General features: G+C 65.6%; 26 protein-coding genes. 3 read left to right on the forward strand and 23 right to left on the reverse strand.

The genetic code is table 11. The annotated features are described in order from the left end of the window. Positions 1-16: 16 nt before the first annotated feature. The gene (locus tag AC5P9L_RS06520; protein ID WP_154267699.1) at positions 17-178 is read right to left on the reverse strand and encodes a hypothetical protein; all 162 of its coding nucleotides are present in this window, start codon (positions 176-178) and stop codon (positions 17-19) included. Positions 179-1,253: 1,075 nt separating this feature from the next. Between AC5P9L_RS06520 and AC5P9L_RS06525 the strand changes: the two genes are divergently transcribed. The 3 genes from AC5P9L_RS06525 to AC5P9L_RS06535 all read left to right on the forward strand — a co-directional run bounded on the left by AC5P9L_RS06525 (position 1,254) and on the right by AC5P9L_RS06535 (position 2,621). Next, the gene (locus tag AC5P9L_RS06525; RefSeq protein ID WP_032961796.1) at positions 1,254-1,583 is read left to right on the forward strand and encodes a hypothetical protein; all 330 of its coding nucleotides are present in this window, start codon (positions 1,254-1,256) and stop codon (positions 1,581-1,583) included. A gap of 215 nt (positions 1,584-1,798) precedes the next feature. Beyond that, on the forward strand, positions 1,799-2,131 hold the full coding sequence (locus tag AC5P9L_RS06530) for a hypothetical protein (protein WP_043033726.1): 333 nt from the start codon (positions 1,799-1,801) through the stop codon (positions 2,129-2,131). Positions 2,132-2,282: 151 nt separating this feature from the next. After that, positions 2,283-2,621, forward strand: coding sequence for a DNA-binding transcriptional response regulator (locus AC5P9L_RS06535; protein WP_157173538.1), 339 nt, complete (start codon positions 2,283-2,285; stop codon positions 2,619-2,621). A gap of 21 nt (positions 2,622-2,642) precedes the next feature. Here AC5P9L_RS06535 and AC5P9L_RS06540 read toward each other — a convergent pair whose 3' ends face one another. The 22 genes from AC5P9L_RS06540 to AC5P9L_RS06645 form a co-directional block, all read right to left on the reverse strand. Beyond that, positions 2,643-3,095, reverse strand: coding sequence for a hypothetical protein (locus tag AC5P9L_RS06540; protein ID WP_005412387.1), 453 nt, complete (start codon positions 3,093-3,095; stop codon positions 2,643-2,645). Continuing rightward, positions 3,092-3,400 carry a hypothetical protein gene (locus AC5P9L_RS06545; protein WP_005412388.1) on the reverse strand — a complete coding sequence of 103 codons (309 nt, stop codon included), beginning with the start codon at positions 3,398-3,400 and terminating at the stop codon, positions 3,092-3,094. Before AC5P9L_RS06545 ends, AC5P9L_RS06540 begins: the two co-directional genes overlap by 4 nt. Before the next feature lie 9 nt (positions 3,401-3,409). Continuing rightward, positions 3,410-3,907: a hypothetical protein gene (locus AC5P9L_RS06550; RefSeq protein WP_065426719.1), complete on the reverse strand. Its 498-nt coding sequence runs from the start codon at positions 3,905-3,907 to the stop codon at positions 3,410-3,412. Beyond that, positions 3,904-4,095 carry an LPXTG cell wall anchor domain-containing protein gene (locus AC5P9L_RS06555; protein ID WP_005412390.1) on the reverse strand — a complete coding sequence of 64 codons (192 nt, stop codon included), beginning with the start codon at positions 4,093-4,095 and terminating at the stop codon, positions 3,904-3,906. Before AC5P9L_RS06555 ends, AC5P9L_RS06550 begins: the two co-directional genes overlap by 4 nt. A gap of 8 nt (positions 4,096-4,103) precedes the next feature. Next, complete coding sequence (gene terL / locus AC5P9L_RS06560; protein ID WP_032961836.1) at positions 4,104-5,768, reverse strand: phage terminase large subunit; 1,665 nt, start codon at positions 5,766-5,768, stop codon at positions 4,104-4,106. Positions 5,769-5,776: 8 nt separating this feature from the next. Continuing rightward, entirely contained in the window at positions 5,777-6,022 is a 246-nt protein-coding gene (locus AC5P9L_RS06565) for a DNA packaging protein (protein ID WP_032961803.1), read from the reverse strand. After that, positions 6,019-6,288, reverse strand: coding sequence for a phage holin family protein (locus AC5P9L_RS06570; protein ID WP_005412393.1), 270 nt, complete (start codon positions 6,286-6,288; stop codon positions 6,019-6,021). Before AC5P9L_RS06570 ends, AC5P9L_RS06565 begins: the two co-directional genes overlap by 4 nt. Before the next feature lie 26 nt (positions 6,289-6,314). Further along, positions 6,315-6,800: a hypothetical protein gene (locus AC5P9L_RS06575; RefSeq protein WP_126411773.1), complete on the reverse strand. Its 486-nt coding sequence runs from the start codon at positions 6,798-6,800 to the stop codon at positions 6,315-6,317. Continuing rightward, on the reverse strand, positions 6,800-9,604 hold the full coding sequence (locus AC5P9L_RS06580; protein ID WP_049427184.1) for a tail fiber domain-containing protein: 2,805 nt from the start codon (positions 9,602-9,604) through the stop codon (positions 6,800-6,802). The genes AC5P9L_RS06575 and AC5P9L_RS06580 overlap by 1 nt, the downstream gene beginning before the upstream one ends. A gap of 25 nt (positions 9,605-9,629) precedes the next feature. Next, entirely contained in the window at positions 9,630-12,167 is a 2,538-nt protein-coding gene (locus AC5P9L_RS06585) for a phage tail fiber domain-containing protein (RefSeq protein WP_005412396.1), read from the reverse strand. Between the two features lie 39 nt (positions 12,168-12,206). After that, on the reverse strand, positions 12,207-15,371 hold the full coding sequence (locus AC5P9L_RS06590; RefSeq protein WP_005412397.1) for a hypothetical protein: 3,165 nt from the start codon (positions 15,369-15,371) through the stop codon (positions 12,207-12,209). 6 nt (positions 15,372-15,377) lie between these two features. Then, a complete protein-coding gene (locus AC5P9L_RS06595; protein ID WP_032961810.1) occupies positions 15,378-17,552 on the reverse strand; it encodes a hypothetical protein in 2,175 nt (724 codons plus the stop codon). Between the two features lie 3 nt (positions 17,553-17,555). After that, on the reverse strand, positions 17,556-17,954 hold the full coding sequence (locus AC5P9L_RS06600; RefSeq protein WP_032961812.1) for a virion core protein, T7 gp14 family: 399 nt from the start codon (positions 17,952-17,954) through the stop codon (positions 17,556-17,558). 32 nt (positions 17,955-17,986) lie between these two features. Next, positions 17,987-18,460, reverse strand: a complete 474-nt coding sequence (locus AC5P9L_RS06605; RefSeq protein WP_005412400.1) for a hypothetical protein — start codon at positions 18,458-18,460, stop codon at positions 17,987-17,989. Next, positions 18,457-20,589: a phage nozzle protein gene (locus tag AC5P9L_RS06610; protein ID WP_005412401.1), complete on the reverse strand. Its 2,133-nt coding sequence runs from the start codon at positions 20,587-20,589 to the stop codon at positions 18,457-18,459. Before AC5P9L_RS06610 ends, AC5P9L_RS06605 begins: the two co-directional genes overlap by 4 nt. After that, on the reverse strand, positions 20,589-21,179 hold the full coding sequence (locus AC5P9L_RS06615; RefSeq protein ID WP_005412402.1) for a phage tail tubular protein A: 591 nt from the start codon (positions 21,177-21,179) through the stop codon (positions 20,589-20,591). Before AC5P9L_RS06615 ends, AC5P9L_RS06610 begins: the two co-directional genes overlap by 1 nt. Before the next feature lie 99 nt (positions 21,180-21,278). Further along, positions 21,279-22,232: a major capsid protein gene (locus tag AC5P9L_RS06620; RefSeq protein ID WP_005412403.1), complete on the reverse strand. Its 954-nt coding sequence runs from the start codon at positions 22,230-22,232 to the stop codon at positions 21,279-21,281. 26 nt (positions 22,233-22,258) lie between these two features. Beyond that, entirely contained in the window at positions 22,259-23,044 is a 786-nt protein-coding gene (locus AC5P9L_RS06625) for a capsid assembly protein (RefSeq protein WP_005412404.1), read from the reverse strand. Further along, the gene (locus AC5P9L_RS06630; RefSeq protein ID WP_004154577.1) at positions 23,044-23,187 is read right to left on the reverse strand and encodes a hypothetical protein; all 144 of its coding nucleotides are present in this window, start codon (positions 23,185-23,187) and stop codon (positions 23,044-23,046) included. Before AC5P9L_RS06630 ends, AC5P9L_RS06625 begins: the two co-directional genes overlap by 1 nt. Positions 23,188-23,203: 16 nt before the next feature. Beyond that, positions 23,204-24,760, reverse strand: coding sequence for a portal protein (locus AC5P9L_RS06635; RefSeq protein ID WP_005412405.1), 1,557 nt, complete (start codon positions 24,758-24,760; stop codon positions 23,204-23,206). Then, positions 24,753-24,905 (reverse strand): hypothetical protein, encoded by a 153-nt coding sequence (locus AC5P9L_RS06640; RefSeq protein WP_005412406.1) that lies wholly within the window; start codon positions 24,903-24,905, stop codon positions 24,753-24,755. Before AC5P9L_RS06640 ends, AC5P9L_RS06635 begins: the two co-directional genes overlap by 8 nt. 20 nt (positions 24,906-24,925) lie before the next feature. Beyond that, positions 24,926-25,105 (reverse strand): hypothetical protein, encoded by a 180-nt coding sequence (locus AC5P9L_RS06645; RefSeq protein WP_005412407.1) that lies wholly within the window; start codon positions 25,103-25,105, stop codon positions 24,926-24,928. Positions 25,106-25,116: the final 11 nt, after the last annotated feature.

Raw genomic sequence — 25,116 nt, forward strand, 5'->3', positions numbered from 1 at the left:
GGTTGACGAAAGGGGATCAGATGACAACGGGGGACGGACAAGGCGCAACTTGGGTGCGGTTCTTGTGTGCCTGGCGCTCCCGCTCGTTGAGTCGGGCGCGGTGCTCGCGGATGCCGCGGCGGATGCAACCGGCCACGTAGTAGTCGCGGGCGGTCATATCAAACGGGATCATCGTCATGGGTTGCTCTCCAGTGAATCGGACCACCAAAACGCCCCATCACAACGGTAGGGGCGCTTTGGCGGTCAGACTCATGCTCGTAAGGCATGGAATCTGACCGTCGCCAGCTTCCGGGAGCGCCTCCAGCTCGCCTAGGAATCCCGTACAGATGGCCCCGCTCTTTCTGGCGGTGACCCGGTATCCGTGGCGGCCTTCATCGGCCCTTACACTTCCCGGCGCGGCTAGTGTTCCCAGCTCCCCGCGTTCTGCCGTGGGCGGCGCTCCTGCCTGCCCCTTTCCTACTGTCCCGACCGCACCCTGCGGCCGTTGTTCGATGGTGGGCATTATGCCCTTTTGCTCCCGGTTTGTCAATCACTCCCGGTAGGGGGATGGTTGAGCCGGACGTTACCTGCGGTGCGCTTAGGGGCCTTTGGGGCTAGTCCTCAGTGCTGGCGGGATAAGCTCTAGGTGCTGTCGATCCATCGGTCGCACGTCTGTCGCCGCCTTTTCCGCTGCCGCCGTGTTGCTGGCGACGGGTATAGATTAGATCAATCCCCGCATGGCTGTCAATACCCCGATGGCAACGATTTTGGATGGTCGCAGGGAGCGCCTAGCGCGCGCGTGGGGAGCTTCTATAGGCGGGGCGGTAGGGGTGCCCGTGGCGGGCCTTGCGTGGGCCGTGGTGGCGCATTGGCTGGCCGTGGTGGGCGGCAGGTGGGCATAGGCCGGGCAGGGTGTGCCGAGGTGGTCGGCAGGTGTGCCGAGGTGGTGCCGAGGTGGGCGCGTGGCGGTCAGGGCAAAAAGACAGATAGGGACAGACAGGGGCGCGAACGTTTGAGCGCGGATGTCCGCAGGTTGCCCAGGTATCGCATGGGATTGCCTAGACACTGGATACCTAATCCGGTGGTTCACCTTTGGAATCAGTAGGTTAGCCGAGGTGGTGACGCCGCAGGTGACGCGAAGGGGGCGCATCGTGCCTTACGCTACAGGGGGCGACCCCCTACGGGGGGTGATCGCGCCGTTCCAAGTAGTTGGATACTCCTTCGGAAATTTGCCGCAAACCTTTCGACCACCTCTGTCACTTCGAGGAGACGTTATGTACGCCCGCCGATACACGATAAGAACCGCTACCGCGATCACCGTCCTGGCCTTAGTGCTCGCAGGACTCCCTGCCGCGTACTTTCAGACCGGCGTAAGGAGCGCTGAGGAGTTGCGTTCCTGGAACGAGCAGATCATCGAGAACGACGCCTCGCCGCAGGTGTTGGTTGATGAGGCGGTGCGGACGTTTGACGCCGCGACGAATGACCTCATCAGCAACCGCAATTCCCGCAACCTGTTTCTCCAGCTCGCTTTGGGCATCCCGGCGCTCGCTTGGATTGGTGCGGGCGTGGTGCTATGGGTCATCAAGGATGGGACGGAGGTCTAGTCCGCCGCAGTGGCACCCAAGGAGGACAGAGGAACACCCCAGGAGTGCATAGGAGAACTGTAGCTCTACTTGATGGTGAATACCAATGAATAGAACTCTATAGTCCTGCTAGAGTAATACTTAGGTCTTACTATGATAGCACCCTTGTCAAGCCCTCCCAGTGCTCCGTGGTCGAATAAACTTAGCGGTTGGCATAGACATTACAACGAGCATCTATGGCATCGCTCAATACCCTCCTCATTCGCTTGGCGGCGCTGGTCACTGTCCTCTCGCTGGTCTGTGCTGGAGTGCCCGCCGCATATCAGCACGCGAAGCTTCGAGCAGCACGGGAGCTGGTCGAACGTACCCGCGAGGTCATAAACGATGACACGACCTCGTACAGCGTGGTGGCCGATGCGGTGCCAATTCTGGATTCTGCACTGACTGAGGCCGCGCAGCACGAGCACATGAGAGGCCTACTCGTGGAATTCACGATTGGCGTCCCGCTGATCGTTTGGTTTGTCGTCTTGGCTGTAATGTGGTGGTTCAAGGATGAAGAATTGGCGTGATAGCTGAACTGTTCACTTTCAGGTAGAGTCGTTTCCTGTCTTTTAACTGGCCGTCGTGTACGGTACGAACCGTTTGGGGAACGTAGGCGTGGGAGAACGCGCGATGGCTACGGATGCATACAGCCAGGGTCGGCTCGGCTCGTTGTTGGTCATGGAAGATGATCCTGACCTCTCAGGGATGTTGAAGGAAATCCTGGCGATGCAGGGTTACGAGGTCGATGTGGTCGCCTCCGCTGCCGATGCATTCGACCGCATAGAGGCGAAAGCATTTCACGCGGCGATCTTAGACATCCAGACGCAGGACGGAGCATCAATGTCCGTCGCCGATTACCTGCTGTCGCACCGAATTCCCTACATGTTCGCGTCCGGGGTGCCGAACCCGCAGCTCCCTGACGCTCACCAGTGGGCGACCTTTCTCCCGAAGCCGTACCGCATCAAAGAACTCATGAGCGCCCTTGATAGGACTCGCCAAATCGGCATTCCTGTTTAGGCGCGTCCATGCGCCAGTAGTTCAGGTCCGGCGTTTTAGGAAACGCTTTGTAACCGTGTCGTAGGTCTGCACCGGAGGACCGCTGTAGAGGTCCGTCGAGCAGGCCATGAGGACTGCTTCGGTCGCGTTGTGGCCTGCCTTCATGGCGGCCAGGGCAATCGCACCACCACTACCGGCGACGAGGAAGTCGCGCCGGAGGTCGAGAGGGAGACCGTCGTGGTAGAAGGCCACCGGGTTGTCCCGCAGGCCGACCACGAGGATCGTGTACTCGCCCTTGGTCAGTTCGTCGAATCCCTCCGACAGCTCGCGCACGGCTCGCTGGATGTGGGAAGTGGTGCCCGCGCCGAACACCACCAGGTCGCGCCCGGTGGTGTCGGTGGTGCGGTAGAACTTCTCCTCCTCGTACCGCAGATCACCAGCGGTGACCTGCGAGTCGATAGCAACGAGCCGGCCGTCAAAGGCCAGCGTGGTCACTGCTTGATGTGCTCCCGCCAGTAGCTCGGGGTGAACGCAGCCCACTCGATGTCGTTCACGTCATCCCACAGGCGCTCCGCGGCATTCCGCAGGTGCTCCCACAGGCCGCCGAGGACGACGTAGGGCAGCGCCAGGAACACGACGACGAACAGCCAGCCGGTGTAGGTGCGACGGGAGGTCTCGCGCAGGCGCTCCAGGAGCCACTGCGAGGCGAGGGCAATGCGTAGCGCTACGTACCCCTTAGCGCGCTCGTAGGCGCGCACCAGGCGCTCGCTGGCGCGGTTGTAGATGGTCTTGAAGTTCATGGGTTCCGGTTAGGTGTTGCGGATGGTTGCCAGGGCCTTCGCGTAGAGCGCGTCCCAGGTGTCACGGTGCGGCTTGCCCGGCCGCCAGTTGCGGACGTAGTAGTCCCATGCGGCCTGGGGGTTACCCAGGGCGGGCAGCGGACGCGGATCGGTGAACAGCAGCAGGCGAGCGAACGCACAGGCGAGCACGTCGTCGGAGGCGAGCGCCTCGTTGACCGCAGCGGTCGAGGGACGCTCCAGACGCGCGGAGACGAGCTGTGAGGCGCGTGCGGAGGTCGCCGGGTGACGGAGTACACCTGCGGTGCCGCCGCCCGCCTCGAACTGCCAGAAGCCGCGTGCGGGGCCTTTGATCTGCCTGCGGTGCTCGAAGCGAGATTCCTGGAGACCAATGGCGAGCAGCATGACCTTCGCTTCGGGAGTGAAGGCCACGCCGGGGAGCAGCCGGGCCGCCGCGGGGATCAGGTTGTCCCTGACCTCCACGAGGCTCGGCAGCTTTGCGTCGGTCATACCGGCGCGTAGGGGTTCGACTGGCCGCCCTGGGTGTGGCAGCAGGGAGCGTGGTTGCAGTCGCACGGCGTTACCGGCGCGGGTGCGCTCGGGCCGTCGTTGTCGTCGTCGTTCTTGCGGCGCAGGAACAGGTACAGCAGGCCAGCGGCGGCGAGCGCCATCAGCCACGCAGCGAGCGTGTTGGACATTGGGTCTCCTACAGGATGTCGAGGTAGTTGTCGGGTGACGGCATGCGGCCGGTCACGGACTGGATGAAGGAGGCGTACTCGCGGTCGAGCAGCTCCTCCAGGTAGCGCTGCTCCTCCTTGGACACGTCTCGGGAGAGCTGGTCGGCCCAATACTTCACGGCCATCGCCAGCGCTTCGAGGCGGTCGTCGTGGCGCAGTGCGCCGCGGTCGCGCGTGATGCGCGTCAGCTGGTAGCACAGCTGGTACTTCTGTTCGGACTTCTGATCGGCGCGGATGATCGAGGCATCGACCACCAGGCGGTGCTGGTTCAGCACCGGCTCCAGCACGTCGATGATTCGGTTCTCCTTCGAGGTGCCGTAGTGCTTCACCTCCTCGATGGAGCACGGGTACACGCGCGCCAGGACGCCGGAGAGCATCTTGGCGAACATGCCGTCACCGAAGTTCGCCTCAATGAGGACTGCGGAGACCTTCTCGGCGCGCGCGATGTGCGCCAGGGTCTCCAGCGTGTCGTCGTCGTAGCCGCCCTTGGTCGCACCAGCGCGGCGCGCGTAGAGCATGCCGCGAAGCATGCCGACGACCGCGTAGCCGGTTTCGTCGCCACCTCGGCCCGAGGGGTCGATGGCGAGTACCTTGCCGGTGAACTCCTCCATTTCCGAGGCGAGGTACATGGGCCGGTACAGGCGGTCGCCAGTGAAGCCCACGGACGGGATGTCGCTGACGATGTACTCCGGGCCGCTGCTGTAGACCACGCGGATCGGAGCGACCTCGCGGTCCACGTCCATCACGATCAGGTCGGACAGCTTGAGCGGGTACTTCTCGGCGTCGGACAGCGACGCATCGAGCATGAACTGGAGCATGAAGCCGGAGCGTCCGTAGGACGCCTCGCGCTCCATCAAGTCCTCATCGGAGAAGCGGACGCTCTCGCAGTTCTTCCAGGCGAGCTTGGGGTTCGCGTCGAACGCATCGGCGATCATCGGCGCGAGGCGGTCGCCGTACACCTGACGGTGCTTGGTGTCCTTCGGGTAGCGCGCAGGCCAGATGCGGATGACGTAGCCGCGCTCGGGCAGCTTGTTGTAGAGCGACTCCTCGGTCTGCGGAGTGCCGAGGTAGATGATCTCGCCGCCAGGCTTGAGCACCGCGTCGAACTCCTTGACCAGCTCGGCGAGCTTCTCGCGCTGCACGACGGTCATGGAGTTCTTTGGGACTTCGATGTCGTCCGCGATGATGGTGTCGGCGCGGGAGCCGGTGAGCTGGCCGTTGATGCCGACCGACTTCACCGAGGGCGACTGATCGGGCTGCGCGGGACCGACATCGAACGCCAGGTTCGAGTTGCGCTGGTCGGGACGCGGGCGCAGGTGTTGCAGCTCAGGCAGGGTTTCGATCAGGCGCTTGACGAACACCGAGAACGCATCGGCGCGTTCCTTCGATGCCGAGACCACCATGATCTTGTGCTGGGGGTCTTTCCAGAGGAGCCAGCAGACGTAGGCGGCCGTCACCCAGGACTTGCCGACGCCGCGGTACGCCATGATGACGCGACGGCGCGGGCCGGTTTTCAGGAACTCGCAGATGTCGTACTGGATCGGAGTGGGGCTTGGTAGCCCCAGCTCCTTCCAGACGTACCAGGCGAAGTTGCGGAAGTCCTCGAAAGGGTGACGAACGTGGAGGCTCGTCATGCCCTCCATCAGTTCAGCCGCCCATCCTCAGCGGGATCGAACGGGAACTCGGACACCTTGTCGGCCAGCTTGCCCAGCGGTGAGCCGGGCGGCGTGGCCGCAACGTCGATGCCGTTGTCCTTGAGAAACTGCCGGGCCACGTTGAGGATCGAGGCCAGGCCCTTCGCGTCCGACTCCATCGAGTCGATGGTGTCGGCGAGCTTGTCAGCGACTGCGGCGTGCAGTCGCTCCAAGGCATCCTTGGGGGCGGTCACTTGTTGACGACGCGGTTCAGTACGGTCTCCAGCGCGGACGTGCCGAGCGACGCCAGGATGCACGCGAGCGCGACCTGGGCGACGAAGGAGACGCCGGGGATGAAAATGACGATGGCACCAGCGGCAAGGCCGGTAGCGCCAGAGAGGATTGCGCGGCCGAGCGCCTGCTTCCAGGTGATCGGATCGTTCGACGTGAGCATCTTTGCGATGCCCACGATGAGGCCGACGCCCGCGAGAGCGCCGACCAGCTTCACTTCATCGTGCATTAGGTCTCTTGTAGGTGGTGGATGCGTTAGAGCGGACGACCGAAGCTGTACTCGTAGTTGCCGGTCAGGGTGATCTGCGTGACGCCATCGGTGACGACGACTGTGAACTGCCCCATGCGGGAGGTGTTCCGCCCAGAGGCGGTCACAGTGCCACCGAGGCCGCTGCCGGAGATCGACGCGCCGCCTGTGACGGAGCGGGAGACCACGGAGTAGTTGCCGGTGCCGCCCGAGCAATAAACGCTGAACGACTCGCTGACCGTGCCGTTGGTGGACTGAGGCCAGTTACCCATCAGGTAGCTCGGCGACAGCGATGCTTGGAACGGCGTCGCCTTGACCGCGTTGTAGAACTGCGAGGCGTAGATCGGGCCGCTCGTGGGGACGCCGTAGTTGGCCGGAACGTCGGGCACCAATCCACGTCCTCGGTAATACTGGTCCGCGTAGATCGGGTAGCCGCCGCCAAACTCGGCGCGGATCATTTCCCAGGAGATAGGGCCGGAGCCGGGGAGGGCCATCAGGCACCTCCCCCAAGGTCCGCGACGCGCTTACGCAGCGCCTGCACCTCAGCGATAAGGAAGGGAATAGCCTTCTCCCACTGGATCGTCTTGATGCCGTTTGCGTGCGTGGCGACCATCAACGAGTAGACCTCCTCGGCCTCCTGCGCGATGCCGCCGACCTCGTGATCCGCGCTCGGGTGGAACGTGGGATTCAGCTCGGCGATTGCCTTGGCATCCCAATCGAACTCGCGTACACGGAAGCGGTCGAAGAAGTCGGCCACCTTGGAGGCCGAGGCGTCCACGATGTTCTTCTTTAGACGCGCATCGGACGCATAGGCGACGATGTTGCCCGTGGCGACCCAATTGTTGCTGCCGTCGCGGTAGGCGCACCACGAGAAGGCGTTGCTGGCGAGGAAGCCGTGGTTGTTGTCGTTGCAATGGAGCCAGTGCGTGGTCCCGTTGTCGGAGTCGTAACAGGTGATGGTTGGCGAGTAGCTCTCCAAACGGAGGTCGCCACCGCTACCGCCTGGGCCAGCGATAAGGAATCCCTTGCCGCCGTAGGTGCGAACCCAGGTGCTGTCCTGCATCCAGATGCCGCCGCCGTGCGCTTCCGAGTACCAGCCGGTGCCGGACTGCTGGGAGCGGAACCAGCCAGCGTTGAGGTAAATCTGATCGCCGACCGTCAGGCGGCCCGCAATGTTCGCAGCACCGTTCCAGTACAGGTTGTACCAGCTGTTCGTGTTCACGCGGGTGATCGAGCAAACGTCATCGCCAGCGCCGTTCGTTCCGTGGATGTACGCGGTTCCCGCTGCACCCATGCCGGTCAACCGCAGCGGCGCGCCATAGGCCAGAGTGACCTGCCCGGTGAAGGTTGCGCCACCCAGGCTCGCCTTGCCGTCCAGTGCGGACTGGAGGCCGCTGACGTTTGCGATGGTGTGCGTGTGACCGGCGTCGGCCTTTCCTGCCGGGTTGAAGTTCGCCGAGGTCCAGACGGTGCCGCCAGCGTTGAGGGACGCGACGCCACCCGTGCCATCGCCGAATCGGAACTCCAGCGAGTTCGCAGCTGGCGGCACGTACACATAGCGATCCAGCGACCCCAGGTACATGACGCCGGACGTGGCCTCGCCGCCAAATCCCTGCACACGAATCTGCCCGGAGGCGAACGTCTTGACGCCACCGATGGACTGATCGTCGGTCACGTTGACGACGTTGGCGATCTCGGCGGCGGTATGCGTGTGGCCGATTGCCGACTTCCCGTCGAGCGCCGCTTGCAGCCCGGTTACGTTTGCGATGGTGTGCGAGTGGGACGCCGCCGCTTTGCCGTCGAGCGCGGACTGGAGGCCGGTCACGTTGGCGATGGTGTGCGTGTGCGTCGCCGCCGCCTTGCCGTCGAGCGCCGTCTGCGTCGCGGTGCTGATCGGCTTGTCGAGGTCGGCGGTATTGTCCACCTTGTCGAGGCCGACCTGCGCCTTGGTGTGCGTGTGGGTGCTCGGCGGGTAGGTCGTCGGCTTCCCGGTGACGTGGGTGTTGAAGTCCACGTCGTCGCGGGTCGCCAGCGCGCCCAGGCCGCCGATGTCGCCAGCCACGAGGGTCACGTCGCCCTGCTTACCGGCGACGCTGGTGACCTGATCGGTGTTGTCGATCTTCTCCCAGGTAGCGCCGTAGAGCGCCTGGTCGCCGACTCGCCAGTGGATGTCGCCCACAGTGCCTTCGCCGACCACCTTGTAGAAGTGACCCTTCACCGGGTTGGCCGGGAACGCACCAGTGCCGGCATCCCACGATCCCATGTAGACCAGCGAGCCAGTGACGGCAGCCTGCGCCTGGGCGGCCCAATGCTTCGCCGAGAACTCGCCCGGCGAGACCTCGGTGCCCTGCGGCGCGTTCGCGTACAGGCCAGCCTTGTCGCGGGCAGCCTCGGCAGCGGCCTTGGCCGACGATGCGGTCTGCGCCGAGATCGAGGCGGCAGACGCCGAGCCGGACGCAGCGGAGGCATGACCGGCTGCGGTGGTCGCCGAGCCAGCAGCCTCGCCAGCCTTGGTCGCCGCGGCGGACGCCTGGGCTTCCGCCCGGTTGGCCTGGGTGGTCGCCTGAGTGACCGAGGTCGCTGCGGCGGTCGCGCTGTCGGCGGCTGCGGCAGCCGATGCTGCGGCAGCGGTGGCGTCAGCTTCCGCGCGGTCGGCCGCGTCGGTCGCATAGCCCAGGATGGTCTGCGCCTGATCCCGTGACGTGGCGGCAGCAGTCGCCGCTGCTTGCGCGTCGGAACGCGCCTGACCCGCTGCGGTGGCCGACGTGCCCGCCTGGCTTGCGGAGCCAGCCGAAGCCAGCGCCGAGGTGGCCGAGGCCGTCGCCGAAGCGGCGGCGTCCACTGCGGAGCTTGCCGCCTCGGTCGCGCTGTCGGAAGCCTCGGCCGCCTTGGCAGCAGCGAAGGTCGCCGCGTCGGCGGTGGCCTGCACGTCGTCGTCGATGCTCGCGGCGGATTCCGCAGCGCGCACGGCGGATGCTTCGGCAGCGTCGGCGAAGCCAGAGGCGTCATCTGCGGACGCCTGCGCGGCGTTCGCCATGCCGGTTGCCACGGACACCAGGTCGCGCACCTGCACGACCGAGCCGGTCAGCTCGTCGGTCAGCCCGGCCACGTCCTTCTGGAGCTGCGGGAACGAGAGGAGGGTGTGGTTGTTGCCCAGGCCGTCCGTCACGACGACGGTGCCTTCCTCCTGAGTCAGCAGCGCGATCATCTGATTCTCGCGCCGGTTCCAGCGGTCTACCAGCGTCGAGAGGCGCGAGGCCAGCTCGGCGTTGGAGACGTAGCCGGGGGTAGTGCTCATGCGGTGCTTGGGTTCTCTCTGAGGGTTATCGGATGCCGAAGGCGAAGCCGCCAATCGACGTGATGAGGTAGTTCGGGTAGGCCGGGGCGTCGTAGCCGTGGACCTGCGGAGGCGGGCTGGATGCGCGGCACCGCACGCGGAATGCGCGGGCACCGCCTGTCCATGCGCCGGACGCCGAGAGCGTCACCGACTGCTCGTAGGTGTAGAAGTTGGACGCGGTGAAGGTGTTGCCGTCGCCGCCCATCTGCTGAATCAACGCGCGGTACATCGGCGGCTCGTGCGAGGCGATGACGACCCACACAGAGTCGCGCAGCTCCTCCAAGATGACGTGCAGCCCGTAGACGCGCGTGTTCGCGGTGACGGTCACCGACACGGAGGGCGTATGACCCTCGCCAGCCAGCACCGGAGCGCCGAGCCAGAACTCGTGGATCGCCACCCAATCGCCGAGCGGGATGAAGTTGTTGCCCGCCTGGTAGCAGAGGCTCGTTGCCCCGGTCCACCACACGCCGGTCGCCGACTGGAACTGCCCAACGATGTTGGGAGCATTGACGCGGCCTCGGAAGAACGCGCCGCCGTTGCGGTCCACGTAGAACACCGCGTTGTTGGCGTTCTTCGCGCCGGAGCCGACCCACAGGGGCCAGTCGCCGAGGTTGGAGATTTCCACGCGGAACTCGGCAGCGTTGACGATGTTGCCGTTGCCGTCGAGGGTGTGGGTCTTGAACGTGCCGCCGTTGATCGTGCCTGCGTTTGCCGTGAGCGCGGCCAGGGAGTTCACCCTGATCTTGTCCGCAGTGATCGTCCCGTCCACCACCAGCGCACCCTGGATGCCCACGGTGGACTGGCCGCCGACAGTGCCGATCACGAACGGATACTTGATGCTCGCCAAGGTGCCGCCCGAGGTGTACTGCGGGTGGACGAAGGCGAAGCGATCCGCGGTGACGATGAAGTCGCTGCCGGTCTGCGGGTTGGCGGAGAGGGCGATACCGGCGACCACGGGGACGCCGTTGATGGTGCCCGCGTTGATCTTGACCGAGTAGTTGGCCTGCCACTGACCGTACATGCCGGAGTGCTGCCCGGCGACCACGTTGAACTCCTGCCGGATGGTGGCGAAGTCGCCGTCCTTGAACGCCTGGACCTGCGTGGCCGCGATGGCCTGTGCCTGCTCGGCGGTGATCTTGGTGGTGTTGAGCTGCTGCACCAGCGCGCCGGTCGGAGAGGTGACATCCAGGTCGGCCTTGCGCCAGCCGGTGCCATCCCAAATCTGCGTCAGGTACGCGCCGGTCTGCACGGTCTTGACCCAAAAGGTCGGAACCTTGAAGCCGCCAGCGGGCGGGGAGGGCTGCGCGTCCGAGAAGATCGTCGGCGCGGTGCTGGTCTCCAGCGTGGATACCTGGGAAGCCAGGGCTTCGCGCGCGGACGCTTCGGTGTCGATGCGCTGCTCGAAGGCGGCCGAAACCGCCGACACCTGGCCGTCGATCTCATTGGCAATCCCCTGCGGCACGTTCGCGCCGTAGCTGGCCGCCATCTGCTGTCGGAATGCCGTGTTGGCACCCTCGGCGTCCGTCAGGGCTTCGGTGGTCTCGGCCAGGCCAGCGATGTTCTCGCCGTGGCGGACTACTGCCGTCTCAACGTCGGACACGCGGGCCTTGGTTGCGTCAACCTCGGCCATGACCGCGGTGCGGACCTGCGCCGCGCTGTCCTCGATCTCTGCGCCGAGGCGCTGCTCGGTGGCCGCACGCGCCGCTTCGGTGGTGCTCTCCACCTCGTCGATGCGCTGGTTGAGCGCTGCGGAGATCGTCTTGCCGTTCTCGACCACCTGGCCTTGCAGCTCGGTGATCGCCTCGACGCGCGCGGAGCGCTCGTCAGCGATGGCGCGATTGACCTCCAGGAATCGTGCCTGGCTACTTTGCTCGCCGTAGTCCACCCGCGCGAACAGGTCGATGATCTGCTGCGCGATGACCTTGTTGCCTTCGGTCAGCAGTCCGATCTCGTGGGTGGCCGTGCTGATCTTGTCGCCATAGTCGCGCTGCACGTCGAAGAACTCGTGCGAGCGCATGATTTCCTCCAGGATCGCCTCGGCGTTCACGTCGATAAGGTCGATGCGGGTCAGCAGGTCTTGCAGTGCTGGCGAGCGGAGGAGCTGCTCGATGATTGCGTTGAGGTCCGGGTCGCCACCGGGGTTACCGGGGCCGCCACCGGGGAGGCCGCTGCCACCACCGAACTCGGCGAGTTCCTGGTGTGCGTACAGCAGTTGGCGGAACGACTTGGACAAGTCGCGCGCCGGGAGGTTTGCGCCTTCCTTGTAGTTGACCAGGAGGGCGTCAATCGGCGTGAATCGCCGGATGGTCACAGTGTAGGGTGCGTCGAGCACGCCATCCTGCGACGGAATCTCGATGGTGCTGGCGTCCACCCACGACACGGAGACAGCGCGGGCCGCGTCCGGTTCACCGACGAACGCCCGGATGTGTTCGCGGGCGATGTACGGGAACGGCACGGTGAACCGCGTAGGGCCTCCCTCGTAGGTGTAGAGCACGAAGGAAAGGCCGCGCGATAGTTCGATCATGCGTCCTCAAAAAGGTGGAGGCCCCGAAGGGCCTCCTGGTTACGGTCGATCAGTCCCGTCCTTGCGGTCAGGGAACTGCTGTAGGGCTTGATCCGCGATGTTGCGGACGCCCGTCATGTTGTTGAACCACCAAATCTTCCAGAAGTCGCGCATCTGCTTCTCGGTGATCTCCTCATCGTCGCGGATGGCCGAACCGATCATCCGCGTGCTGCCGTAGACCTTGTTGAACAGGTCGATGGACGGGATGCCCATCACGCCGTTCTCCAGGCCGGTCGAGCGGTTGTTGGCGAACACCGGGTCGTTACCCAAGGCGTCCGCCCACACGGCGTCGGTGACCGCGGGGATCACGTTCGACCAGCTCGATTGCGCGACAGCGTTCTTGTAGAAGTTCTCCTGCGTCAGCTGCTTCTTCCGCTGTTCGGGGTTGCCCGCAGTGTTGATGTACGTGCGAGCCGCCCAGCCCATGCCTGCTGCCGAAGTGGACAGCACGACCATCGCGTAGGTGCGCCAGTCGTCGTAGTGGTGGACGGAGTTCAGGAAGTGGCGGGTGTAGCTGTTGACCATGAAGCTGCGGAACTGCGTGACGATGCGGCCGGTGGTGGAGTGCATCAGCTCGATGCTGTCCGAGGCGTCACCTTCGAGAACCTGGTGTCGCGTCACGCGGAACAGGAAGGCCGCCATGCGCTCGCGCGTCTGGAACGGCAGCTTGTCCGGGTCGATCTGCTCGATCTGCCGCTTGCCTTTGAGGTAGCCGAACACGTCGGCCTGGGCCTTCTCGTCGAGGCCCCAGGTGCGCAGGCGGGCCACTTCGGCGTCCGACAGCTTCTTGGCGTTCGCCATGTCCAGCAGCCGCAGCAGCGTGGCGCGACCGGCGATGCGTTGGAGCATCGTGTTGATCGGGGCCATGCCGGATGCGACCGAGGTGACGTGCGTCGCCATGTTCATCGCGTTGTCGATCTTCTCGCCGTGCTTGACGTTGAACGTCTGCGGCACTAGCGCATCCTCGTCCAGGCGCAGGAACGGCGGGTTGCGCAGCCAGTCGGTGCCGGGTGCGAACAGCCGCTCCATGACGCGCGCCTCCTGCGAGGACAGCTTGCCGTCAGCGCCGCGCACCAGGAAGTCGCGGGCGGCACCCACGGAGTTCCAGAAGTTGCGGAGACCGGCATGCGCGATGGTCGGGCCAAGCTCGGCGAACAGCGAGAAGCCGACCTGGTTCATCACGCGGGCGAAGTTCCAGTTGCGCAGGAACCGCGCGTAGCGTGCGCCTCGGCTGGCGGGATCGAGTTCGGTGCTGCGGCCGAAGGTGGACTTGAGGCCGATGTCGATCAGGCGCTCGATGTCCTTCACGTCGTCGCCGGACTTGCGGGCGTCGCTCTTGAGCTTCGACACGAAGCGGTCGAGCTGTGCGCGGTTCTTGATGCCAGCCTTCGACGACAGCGCCGACCAGCCGGTGATCTCGCGCATGTAGCGGGTCATCACCGAGTCCACGTCGTTGTCGAACAGGTCGGCCATCGAGACCTGCACGTCCTCGCCAGCCTCGTTGCGGATGGTGGTGGAGTAGGTCTCGTCGAGGTCGATGCGCTTCTTCGCGCGGTCGAGCTTGCCCGACTCGTAGGTCTTGCGCTCCAGCTTGGACAGTAGCTCTTGCGACCGCACGGGCGAGACGCCCGCCTCGGTCAGCATGTTGCCGATCTCCTCGACCGAATCGCTGTCCAGCGGGCGGACCAGCAGGTCCATCCCGTCGCCCTCGAAGTTCGCTTGGGCGCGCTTGAGGTAGGAGCGTGCAACCGCCCCGAGCAGCTCGTCGTCGATCTCGTCGCCTTCGTCGGTGGTGGCCTCCCAGGCGCGACGCATGGCGGGCTTGATGAGCTGCTCGATCACGTCGTCCTGGTGAAGCTGCATCTCGCCGAACAGGCGCTTGAAGCCCTTGCCACTCCAGTAGCGCGGCAGGTAGCTGCCGTTCTGCGCCACGTTGGCGAAGCCGTCGAGGTTGCTGTCCTGCGCCAGCTTGAGCGCATCGCGCATCGCCTTGGCGACGCTGCCGGCCGCCTTGGCGGCTTCCGGTGATACGTCAGGCGCACCGCGCACGGCACGGCCGACCTCCTCGTTGAACTTTGCGCGCTCGGAGAAGTTCCACCAATGGGTGCCTGTCCGTTGCTTGTAGGCGTCCCATGCGGCGTTCACTCCGCTCCGCCATTCCGTCTCCATGACGGCCAGGTGGCGCTTGGCGAACTCGCTGGTGGACTCCTGGACCGCGACGGAGCGATCGGTGTAGCCGACGCCATCGCGGAACAGCAGGCGGCCCGCCTCGCGCACCAGCGGCGACTTGGCGCTACCCATGCGGGCAGCAAGGTCGCGGCGGACGGTGGCGAAGTGGGGCGTGATGTGCGCGTTGACCAGCGCCTTGTCGGTGAACTCCTGCTCGAATGCGCTCTCGTTGCGCAGCGGGAGGACGCCTGGCGTGAGGTCGTTGGCGGCGGTGCCTGCCACGCGGGCGGCGGACAGCGAGTCGTCACCGGCCAGCCGCTTCACCACGTCAGGCTTCACCTCGCCGTCGAACAGGGCACCCCGGCGAGCGCCGAGGGCACCACCGAACGCGAACGACAGGGCGGCGCTCTGCACGCCATCCGCGAGCGTCTGCTCGGGGTCGTAGGTGGAGGTTGCGGCCGACATCAGCGCGGAGGTGCCCGCAGCCTGTAGACCGGAACGCACCGCGTTGGCGAGGCGTCCGGCCTTGGCTGCGTACCCCAGGCCGCCCGTGGCGAGATCGAGGCCGGTTGCCACCGGGTCGGTGAAGCCGAGGGCGATCTGTCCGCCCAGGCCGAACTGCGCCAGGTCGTCGTCCGCCATCTGATTCATAAAGGCCACGGATTCCAGATAGGAGAGGTGCTCGTCGGACGTGGCCCGGCCGAACAGCTCCCACTGCTCCGGGCGCAGGCCCATCGACTCCCAGCGCTTGCGCGCGTCTGCGGGAATGCGATAGCCCTGCTGCGGCTCGTAGCCCAGCTCGGTGATGAAGCGGTCGATGAAGCCGATGCCGCCCTTTGCCTGGGCAGCGCCCCATCCGTCCCATACGGTCGTCTGATCCTTCCGGCGCTCCGCGGCCTCTCGCTGCTCCTTGCGCTCGCGCACGGCTTGCACGATGGGCTGCTGGGTTGCCGGCTTGACGATGTTCTCGTCTGCGCCGGGTAGGGATTCAAACATGCGGTCTTACTTCCTCGTCAGGTACTCCAGGAAGTCCTCGGGGACTGCCGGGGTGGTGGTGGTTTGCTTGGTGCCCGCGTTGGGAACCAGCGGCTTGGTGAGGTCGAACTTGGGCAGCTCGAAGGCGGGAGCCTCGGCGGCGCTGGCGTCGCGCTTGGCGATGGCCGCAGGGACTTCCGTGGTCGCCGACTGCGAGCGCAGGTCGCGGATGTTCCGGGACTGGTCCGCCCAGGTGGTGCGCTGCTCGACCCGACGACGCGCCTGGGATTCCGCAAGGTCTCCCTTCCAGCGCTGGTGCTGTGCCGCGATGGCACGCGGGTCGAAACCGATGGCGCGGCCGGTGTCCGGGTCAGGGATCAGCCAGTTGTCGGGGCCGACGATCTGCCACTGCCCCGGATTGCGGGGATTGGGCAGGGCCGACAGCTCATCCGGGTCGCGGCCGAGCTTGCGCGCGACCGTCTGGATCAGCTCGTCTACCGCTGGCTCGGCACCCTGCGGCATGCCGATGTTTGGCACGCGGCGGCCGTTGACGGTCGTGCGCTGGGCGTCGATCTGACCGACCGCTGCACGGATGGCAGCTTCGCCGGACACTCCGCCACGCGAGGCGATGCGCTCGGCTTCCTGGCGGATGCGGTGCAGCTCACGCGGGTCACGCGGCTTGCCGTCGATCTCCAGGTAGTCCTTGATGCCGGACTTCCAGGTGTCGTTGATGACCGAGCGGGCCTCCTCGACTTCCCGCTTCGGTTGCGTCAGGACGCGAGCGGCCTCCTGGTGAGACTGACCGCTGCGCCGGGTGTCGTAGAGGTACTGGTCCAGCATTGCGGCAGCCTCGCCGCCAGCGACCGTATCGGCGTACTTGGGCGAGACCTTGCGGAGCTGTTCGTACAGCGTCGCGGCGTTCTGGAAGTTCTCCTGGAACGCCGGGTCAGCGCGCTTGAGGATGCGTTCGAGCTGGGGGATGACGATGCCCTGCCGTGCCCACTTCTGGAGCACCTGGCCGCGTGCGGCCTGCGGGGTTTCCTCCCACTCCTTACCGGCCTGCTTCTTGAGGTCGGCGTCGCTGATCTCGTAGGGATTGCCCCCGGCTACCAGCTTGCGGATGCGCTCCTCTCGGGCGCGCTCCTTCGCTTCCTGCTCCCAGCGGCGAAGCGTCTGCTCCTGCTGGTTGTTCCAGTATCGCTTGAAGGACTGGAGGTCGCCACCGCTCAGGCCGAATTTACTGGCCCAGGTGTCGATGGTCTTGTGGGTGAGCTGGCCGCGATCCGCGAGGCCCTGGAGCGTCCACTCTGCCTCGGCCATCGCCTGCTTGCGTGCCTCGTCCTCGCGGTGTGCGATCACGCGGGCACCAGCGGCAGCCGCCGCGCGCAGCTCGTCGCCGTGCTCGGTGTTCATCAAGCCGGGCTGGCCGTCGCCGCGGTCCTGCTCCAGGAACGCCAGGATCGACTGAGGATCGCGGTTGCCTGCGGCCAGCTCCTCCTTGGCGGCCTCGACGTAGAGTTCGTCCACGTCGCGCTTGTTGAGATAGGCGTACTCCTCCTGGTCCAGCATCGCGTACAGGCCGTTCATGCCCTCGGAAGTGAGGAACGTGCCGCCCTTGATGCCGTCGCGGATGATCGCGGTCAGCGACTCCTTCTGCCGGACCAGCATTTCCCGCATCGAGTCGGCCTGCCACTGCTGGCGGACCTGCTGCGCGGCGCGCATGGCGACCGGCATCAGGGCCTTGCGGACCTGCGGGTCTTGGAACTCGGGGTTCTGCGTCAGCGCAGCCATCCGCTCCTTGATGAGCGGCTCGATGTCGGTGCCGGGTTCGGCCTTGGCGATCTCTTTGGCCGCTTCGATCTGCCAGTCGCGGACGCGGATGATGCCGTCTGCCTTGAGGTAGCCGCGACGCCATGACTCCGACTGCTGGGCAACGAAGTCCTCGGCCTGCCGGGGCGTACCCTCGGCGTCCTCCTGCATACGTTGGGTCGCCGCGGCGCTGTACTGCTCGCGGCTGTTTGAGATCATCTGCGAGTTGACGGAATCCGAGACGCGCGTCAGCACCGCAGCGGCGGTGCGAGAGAGGACACCGGCACCAGCGGAGGACGCTTGGTCAGCCTGCACCGCCAGAACGGGGCGCTCGGCGAGACGCTGCGGCACCTGCGCGCGGCGGATGATCTCTTGGGGTTTCGTGCGAGCCACGGGTTACTCGTCTCCGGGAATGGAATAGCGCTTGTAGGTTTGGATGTTGCTGTAGGCATTCGCGCCTGACTGCATCACGCCGCCCAGCGCCTCGGCATTGCCGGTGCGGATACGAGCGCGTGCTTCGGAGCCGCTTTCGACGACTCCGTTCCTGCGGTTCTTCTCGATGAGGGCCACGTCACGGCCAGCCTGGGCCATGATGTCGTTCGCCAGCAGCTCGACCGAGTTGCCGGACACTGCCGCTTCTGCTGCGGAGGCGCGCATCGCGGATCGCAGTGCGCGGGCCTCCTCCATGCGCTGTTGGGTGCGCTCGGCGGCCTGGTCGTTGATCTGCTCCTGCTGACGCTCCGCGGCTTCCTCGATGGCCTTGTTGTTCTGATCCTGGCCGTACATGGTCGCCATCGCGCTGACTGCGGCGATACCGACCTGGACTGCTACGGGGTTGCACATGGGGTCTTGGTTACTCGGACGAAGGGTGTCTTGGCGAAGCCGTAGGCGGACTCGACGCCGCTCTCGCGGAAGCCAAGCCAGCCGAGCCATCGCCGCGTGGTGACGGCGTGGACATCGACGAAGTTGAAGATGGTGCCGAAGGTGGCCGACCACTCGTCGCTGATCCGCCGAGCTTCTCGGAGGAACGTGCGGCAGAACGTGGGAGCCACCAGGGCGTCGGTGCCCAGCAGCCAAACCGAGGCGATACCCTCGGCGTGCTGGCTGAAGCCGAAGATGCACACGGGGGAACCGTCGTGCATCGCGGCGAAACTGCGGTCGCTCGCGGTCACTGCAAATGCGAGCGCCTGGAGCGGGGTGTGACCATGCGAAGCCGCCACCTCCAGGATGTCCTCCTGCCGCATGTTCTCGGCGACGTGGAGGATGTCGCTGGCGGTGGGGCTTCGATAGGTCAGGGTCATACTCGGCTGCGGGAGACGAACATGCCGCGCCACTGTGCTGACTGGAACCAGCACTGGAACGGCAGGCGGTTGACGAGGTGCATGCGGACGCTGTTGGCGTCGCCCAGCACGGGGAACCGGCGAGAGCCGGAGTGGAACGTCGGGGCGCTGGTGCGGAACACCGAGTCGTTGAGGACGCGCGCGGTGTACGCACCGGAGTGCGACGCCACGTAGGTCTCGACGCGGCCATTGCCGTGCTGCTCGACCTCCAGCTCGAAGTACGCGCCATCCTTGTAGGCGACCTCGATGTCACGCACCTGCGTGCGGCCCACCAGCACGGCCTGGTTCTGCCCACCGCGAACGATGGGCTTGGTCAGGGTGAGGCGGTGCTCGTAGTCCATGCCGACGACCACGCGGCCCTCGGTGTGGTTACCGGGGAGCGCAAGGCGGGTGCGGGCGTTGTCCCAGCGCGCCTTGGTGATGTCCAGGTACGCGCCGGGGTCTTGCCAGTCGTCCGTCTTGAGGACGGTGACCGTCATGCCATCGGGCACGATGTAGGGCAGGTCGATCCAGGTCTCGTTGCCGAACTGCTGATAGGTGGGCTGCACCACCAGCATGCGGTCGAGCAGGAAGTTGTAGTCGCCCGTGGCATCCGTGTCGTGCTGGTTGAGCACCATGCGGAACTTGAGCAGCTCGCAGCCGCCGCCTGGGGCTTCCGCGACGGCGTACAGCACGTCGTTGATGGCGTGCATGTGGACGATGCGACCGACGCCGGAGATTGACCAGCGCGTCCATGCGGACTGCTGCTTCTCGTCGCCGATCCAGCGGACGAAGTAGACGTAGAGCTGCGCGTCGGTCGGCTCGTCAGGAGCGAAGAACACGCAGTCGGCACCACTTGCGCTCGCCATCGCTCGCATGCGGCCCGGCATCAGCTTGGGCACATGCGCCGTCACGTCGGCGGCGTCGCCGGTCACCGACAGGTCGTCGATGAAGTATTCGCGCACGCTGGCGTATGCGCCGCTGTCCTCGGTGAAGTACAGCGACTCGCCCATCAGCTTCGGCCGGATGTACGGCGAGCTGCTGTAGCTGTTGACCGGATCGCTCTTGACGTTCTTGGCGGCCAGGTACGGCTCGGCGGTCAGGAGGAACTGGCCGCCCGCAGCGGCAAGGAACAGGGCCGACTGGAACGGGACTGCGTGGTAGAGCGTGGTGACGCCGTTAGACCCGCTGACGCTCACGTCGATGGGGTCGGCGTCGAGCACCTGGGTCACCGAAGTGCGCCAGAGGTTGAACGGATCGGAGACCTCGGACATCAGCACGTTCTCCCCGGCCAGGAAGCCTAGGCGGTCCCGGTGCTTGAACACCTCGCGGATGCGCTGGCCGTCGATGGACGGGAACGGGTTGCTTTGCTCGTCACCCGCGAGGCGCGCGGTCCACTCCGGTCCACCGAAGGAGAACCAAAAGCCGTCCGCATGCACTGGATCGGGGATGCGCTTGAGGATGTGCGGCATCGTCTTGGCATCGAAGCGGTGCTTGATGCCCGGACGGGCGACCTCCAGGTAGACCGAGGAGGACTGCTTCTGGACGTAGTAGTCGTCGAATTGCGATTCGGACGAGCCGATGATGTTGTAGATCGCGCCGGTCGGCACAACGGCCGAGCCTTTGTCGCCGGGCTTCGGCAGGTCGGACATCGTTTGCGCCGATCCGTACAGCGAACCGGGCGACAGCTCATCGCTCTGCTTCACGTCTACCAGCCGGTTGACGATGAAGGTGGTGTCGGAGAACGTCGCCAGCGCGAAGCACGACCACGCACGCTGTCCCTGGGTGTCCAGGTAGTTGAGCGCGTCGCCCGTGGCGTTGACGGTGTATTCCTTGCCGGTCTCGTGGTCGAACACGCGGATGCTGCGGTGACCCACGGCGACGATGTAGCGCTCGTTCTCATCGCGGACGATGGAGTGGAAGGCACAGTCGTGATCGAGGGTGACGCCAAGGCCAGCAACGAACTCGGCGGGCGGGCGCTTGCCAGCGCCCATTGCGGCATGCAGCCAGGCGTTGATCGCCTTGGTGAGCTGGTTCGGCGAGCGGACGGTATCGTCCTGCTGCGACTCGCCTCCCAGGAACGAGGGATAGTCCCCCGTGATTAGCGGCATCAGCGGTCCCAAATATCAGACACGTCCGTCGAGCCACTGAGGAAGTTGTGGCCGCGGGCGTAGGTGAAGTCGGCGTGCTCCTGCGCGAAGATGAGGTATGCCTCCTCCTCGTGCTTCTCGGTGAACACGTAGAGCTGGTCGCTACCCAGCACGCTCGTCTGGAACAGACGCGCAGCGCGCACGGCGATGTAGCGGCGGGCCGACTCGGGCAGCTCCTCGTAGGCGAGGAACCAGGTCACGAAGTCGGCGGTGGGGGCCGACGAGAACGTGTCGGCGAGGGTGAGCGGGTTGATGAGGCGCGTGCCTCGGATCACCAGCGGCTCGCTTCCGCGTGCGGGGACGAGCTTGAGGATCGACTGCGGCGGCAGCACCTTGCCTTCCGCGTTGAGCGTGAAGGTGAACGACTCGCTGGTGTTGAACCACCAGCCAGCGGTTTGGACCTCGCGGCTCACCGCGCGGAGGGTGTCGCGCGCCTGCGAGGCGTACAGGTTGCCGAGCGCTTCGAGGTCGCTGATCGGCGCTTCGCCGATAGCACCGAGCAGCACATTGACGGCTTCGAGTTCCGTGGTCGGAGTGAGTTCGAGGTTCATGGATTCGGGGCAAAAAAACGGGGGACACCCATGTGGATGTCCCCCGTAGATGGAGAGAGATTGAAGCGCCGCGGGATTTGCCCAACGGCGCGGTATTGCTTACGGGGCCTTCGACAGCTCGATGGCACCGCGCGGAGCCAGGATGCCGTGACCCAGCGCGTACTTCGCCAGCATCAGGGTGCCCTGCTTCTCGCCCTGGTACACGTCCTCCAGGGACAGGTCCAGCAGCTTGAGGGTGCCGACCGCCGAGCGGTGGAAGATCACGCCCACGGTGTCCGCGAAGTTGCCGCGGTACTTGGCCGGGATCGAGGCCAGGGCCGACTCATCGACACGCGGCATCGCGTTGATCTTCACCAGCGGGATGCGGGCGACCGAGGAAATGATCGCCTGGCCGTAGGAGCCGTTCGATTCCGCGTTGATGTCGCGGTCGATCAAGTCCTTGTTCTCGGTCAGCAGATACCACTGAGCCGGGGCCAGTGCGCCAGTGAACTCCTGCGGGTTGTCCGGCAGCAGCTTCTCGTCGAACAGCATGCGGGCGTTGCGGAACGCATCGGCCAGCACGGTCGGATCGGAGGCCATCGTGGCGGCCTTGATGATGGCACCACCCGGCTGGCCTTCGACCTTGCCTTCGGTGGTACGAGCGGCCAGGATCGCGCAGCGCAGCTCGTTCTGCATGCGCTTGAGCGCCAGCTCCGCACCCTGCTGACGGGTGTACTCGGAACGCACGTCGTAGTGGTTCATCGCCTCGTCGATGTTGGCGATGAAGGCGTGCGAGATCAGCATCGGATCGAGGGTGATGATGGTCTCGTTGTGCTCGACCACCAGGCCCTTGATCTCGGTGCCCGGCACATGGTACTCGGAGCCGATGGTGCCGACGTTCGGGAACGAGGCGGACTTGCCGCTCTCGATGTTGCGCACCGACACGCGGCCGTCCAGCTTGTAGTTCTCGACGAAGCTGGTGATGGTTTCAGCAGTGTAGTTCTGCTTGAACAGCGCCCAGGCGTCGCCGTTGGCCTGGGCTTGACCCAGGCGGGAGGGGATTGCGTCCGACATTTAGTCCTTGCTTGAGGTTGAGTGGATTACTTGAACAGCGGCGACACGGCCAGGCGGGCGGAGACTTCCGCGCGGTAAGCCGGATCACGGTGGTAGCGCACATCGCGCATCGCTTCGACGACCTGCGCCTGCGACTGGAACGGCTTGGGGCCTGCATCGGCGTTCGATGCGGTCTTGCCATTCAGAAGGCGGCCGTTGCCGCCACGGAGGGCGACGAGGCCCTGGACTGCCAGCGCTGCGCGGCCGGCGTCGCCGGACTGCACCGCTTCGTTGAACGCCCGCTTCTGCTCGGCGCTCAGGTTGGTCTTAGCCCACTGGACCAGGCCGTCGTAACCGGCCTTGCCACCTGCGGGCGAGTAGACGGCGTTCTCGTAGGTCTGCACGCGAGCGCGCAGGCCATCGACGTACACGTCCACCAGCTCCTTCGGATAGCCCGCGTCCTGGAGCTTCTTGTAGCTCTCCTCGGACAGCGAGCCGTTCGAGTTGAACTCGGTGGCGAAGTCGTCCAGGTTCAGGCCAGCCCGCGCCAAGGCGTCACGCGCGTCATCCGCGGTGGCGTCGTCGATGGTCGCGGGGCCGCCCTTGCCACCCTTGTCGTCGGCTGGCGTGCTCAGTTGTGCGTAGGCGGCTTCCAGCTCCTCCACGGTCTTGTACTTGCCGCCGAACAGGCGCTCGCCATCGGTGCCACCCTGCGCGCCCGGTGCGGGCTGCTGGGTGTCCTGGGAGTTCTGCGGCGGCTGCTGACCTGGGGTCGGCTGGCCGTTGATGCCGTCAAGGCTGACGGTCACTTCGGACTTGCCCGGCTGCGACATTACTTGTCCTCGGGCTTGTAGTTGACGATGACCAGGCCGTTCGTCTTGCGGGTGATCTCGGCCTTGCCCTTACGCTCGACGCTCGGAGCCTTCGGGGCTTCCTTGGTCGGCTTGGCGGGCTTCTCGGTGGTTTCGTTCGACATTGCGTCCTTCTCGGGGTTACGGGGTTTGGGTCATCGCTGAGGCGATATTCGGAGCGGCACGGACCATCGCCTCCTGCGCCGAGGCGTCCTGCTGCTCGGCAGCAAGCTCGTCGTCGGAGCGGATCAGGCCCTTGGTGGAAATGTCGGAAGCGGCGGCCAGTCGGGAGATCGCCTCGCCACTGTTGAGGCGGCGCGCCTTCTCCTCTGCGCCGACAAGCGCATCCACTGCCTGACCGAACTCGATCAGCTTGTTCAGGTCGTGGCCGCGGCCGAGGGCGGCGATGCCAACGGTGATGCGCGGCTTGATGAGTTCCTGCGGCAGCTCGGGCAGGCGACCCTGCTTCTGGAGCTTGTGCAGGCGGCGGCGGATCAGCGGCAGCAAGAGCTGCTCGCCCGACATCGCCATGAAGCCGCTGAGGGCGTCGTCGAGTTCCTGGGTGAGCACCCGGATTTCGTAGGCGGTCACGCGCTCGCCGGGGCGCTGCACGGCGGACTTCACGCCGAAGATCAGCTCCAGCGAGTTCGCCAGCCCTTCGGCCTCCTGACGCACGAAGTTCAGGTCGTAGGCTTTCTGGAGCTGGAGCGTGGTCACGTCGCTGGCCTCGCCACGCAGCACCGCGCCGGACTCGGCCTCGGTGAGCTGGCGCTCGCGGATCGTCGAGGTCGGCTTGAGGAACATGATGATCTTCGCCAGCGCGGCGGCACCCTTACGGATCGCCTTGCGCAGCGCCTCCAGCGACTCGAACGCGCCCACGTAGTCGTAGACCAAGCCCTCGCCGTAGTCGTCCACGAGGGACGGCGGCGCGCACAGGGGAATCCACGGGCAGGCGTCGATGGGGTAGGTGCCCACGGTCTCGGGGACTTCGACGCCCTCGACCTCCTGGACCACTTCCCACTCCTTGCCATCTTCCGAGCGACGCACCCAGGTGTAGAGGTTCACGTCGTCGTTCTTGGTCTTTTCGTCGCGTTCCTGGGCGAGCTTCTGCATCACCGCCGCGCGGATCGAGTCCGGCAGCATGGCCGGGGCGATCTTGTCGAGCGTGATGATCTCCAGCACGTTGCCCAGGCCGTCGCGGTCGGTCACGTAGGAGGTCAGCGGATACAGCTTAGGCTTGCCCTCGTCGGGGTCGTAGAGCAGGAAATTGCCGAGGACGATGGCGTGCTTGGCCGCCTCGCTGAGGACCGGGCGGACGCCGCTGGTCTCCAGGTCGTTGACGATGACCCGCTCCACGTCCACCAGCGCGGCCTCCAGTTCGGAGGTCTCCACGCCAGCCTGCTCGGCGATGTTCTCGGCGACTGCCTGGTCAGGCGCGAGCTTGAACACCGAGGCGTTCGGCGGGAGCCAGGCCAGCACGATCTTCGAGGCCAGGGCGTTGACGCACTTCGGGCCGGTGTCGATGTAGGCGGAACCGGGGGTACGCGATTTCGCGCCCTCGTCCACCCACAGGCGGGGCAGGGTAACCTTGGCGCAGCGCTTGGCGCGCGTCTCGGCTTCTTTGCGGTTGGACTTGAGATCGCCGTAGCGCTTCGCGGCCGTCTGCTTCTCGGCCGAGGTCTGCTTGGCGTCAGCCATTCGGAATGGTCAGTCCTTGGTACTGCGTTGCGTTGTTCAGGTCCAGTCGGACCTTGGACTTACGCCGCTGATCGGCCGCGTGGCCGGTCGGCTGGGTGTCCTGGCGGGTCAGCAGGATCGGGTCTTTCTCCTGCTGGTCCGGCATGTTGGGCTTGCTGCACATGATTAGCGGGCGCGGTGCTCCATCTGCTCGACCTTCCGCAGCGCCTTTAGCCGGAGGATCAGGCGGCGCTCGCCCTGCCGGAGCAGGAACTCCTCCTTCGGCTTGGCGGGGTCGTAGATCACTTCGGGGTGCAGTTCGTCCAGGAGGTCGATCAGGTCGTAGGAGTGCAGAGGGATTTGCATAGAACTCCTGG

The sequence above is a fragment of the Stenotrophomonas sp. YJH_SMC_64 genome (genome assembly GCF_059371375.1).

Coding starts and splice junctions, on each gene's coding strand:
- AC5P9L_RS06535 (WP_157173538.1), top strand. CDS start 2,283: ATGGAAGATGATCCTGACCTCTCAGGGATGTTGAAGGAAATCCTGGCG.
- AC5P9L_RS06585 (WP_005412396.1), bottom strand. CDS start 12,167: ATGATCGAACTATCGCGCGGCCTTTCCTTCGTGCTCTACACCTACGAG.
- AC5P9L_RS06625 (WP_005412404.1), bottom strand. CDS start 23,044: ATGTCGCAGCCGGGCAAGTCCGAAGTGACCGTCAGCCTTGACGGCATC.
- AC5P9L_RS06620 (WP_005412403.1), bottom strand. CDS start 22,232: ATGTCGGACGCAATCCCCTCCCGCCTGGGTCAAGCCCAGGCCAACGGC.
- AC5P9L_RS06545 (WP_005412388.1), bottom strand. CDS start 3,400: ATGAACTTCAAGACCATCTACAACCGCGCCAGCGAGCGCCTGGTGCGC.
- AC5P9L_RS06575 (WP_126411773.1), bottom strand. CDS start 6,800: ATGGCCCTCCCCGGCTCCGGCCCTATCTCCTGGGAAATGATCCGCGCC.
- AC5P9L_RS06530 (WP_043033726.1), top strand. CDS start 1,799: ATGGCATCGCTCAATACCCTCCTCATTCGCTTGGCGGCGCTGGTCACT.
- AC5P9L_RS06600 (WP_032961812.1), bottom strand. CDS start 17,954: ATGGCGACCATGTACGGCCAGGATCAGAACAACAAGGCCATCGAGGAA.
- AC5P9L_RS06635 (WP_005412405.1), bottom strand. CDS start 24,760: ATGGCTGACGCCAAGCAGACCTCGGCCGAGAAGCAGACGGCCGCGAAG.
- AC5P9L_RS06615 (WP_005412402.1), bottom strand. CDS start 21,179: ATGAACCTCGAACTCACTCCGACCACGGAACTCGAAGCCGTCAATGTG.
- AC5P9L_RS06630 (WP_004154577.1), bottom strand. CDS start 23,187: ATGTCGAACGAAACCACCGAGAAGCCCGCCAAGCCGACCAAGGAAGCC.
- AC5P9L_RS06645 (WP_005412407.1), bottom strand. CDS start 25,105: ATGCAAATCCCTCTGCACTCCTACGACCTGATCGACCTCCTGGACGAA.
- AC5P9L_RS06555 (WP_005412390.1), bottom strand. CDS start 4,095: ATGTCCAACACGCTCGCTGCGTGGCTGATGGCGCTCGCCGCCGCTGGC.
- AC5P9L_RS06520 (WP_154267699.1), bottom strand. CDS start 178: ATGACGATGATCCCGTTTGATATGACCGCCCGCGACTACTACGTGGCC.
- AC5P9L_RS06590 (WP_005412397.1), bottom strand. CDS start 15,371: ATGTTTGAATCCCTACCCGGCGCAGACGAGAACATCGTCAAGCCGGCA.
- AC5P9L_RS06605 (WP_005412400.1), bottom strand. CDS start 18,460: ATGACCCTGACCTATCGAAGCCCCACCGCCAGCGACATCCTCCACGTC.
- AC5P9L_RS06580 (WP_049427184.1), bottom strand. CDS start 9,604: ATGAGCACTACCCCCGGCTACGTCTCCAACGCCGAGCTGGCCTCGCGC.
- AC5P9L_RS06640 (WP_005412406.1), bottom strand. CDS start 24,905: ATGCCGGACCAGCAGGAGAAAGACCCGATCCTGCTGACCCGCCAGGAC.
- AC5P9L_RS06610 (WP_005412401.1), bottom strand. CDS start 20,589: ATGCCGCTAATCACGGGGGACTATCCCTCGTTCCTGGGAGGCGAGTCG.
- terL (WP_032961836.1), bottom strand. CDS start 5,768: ATGACGAGCCTCCACGTTCGTCACCCTTTCGAGGACTTCCGCAACTTC.
- AC5P9L_RS06550 (WP_065426719.1), bottom strand. CDS start 3,907: ATGACCGACGCAAAGCTGCCGAGCCTCGTGGAGGTCAGGGACAACCTG.
- AC5P9L_RS06570 (WP_005412393.1), bottom strand. CDS start 6,288: ATGCACGATGAAGTGAAGCTGGTCGGCGCTCTCGCGGGCGTCGGCCTC.
- AC5P9L_RS06525 (WP_032961796.1), top strand. CDS start 1,254: ATGTACGCCCGCCGATACACGATAAGAACCGCTACCGCGATCACCGTC.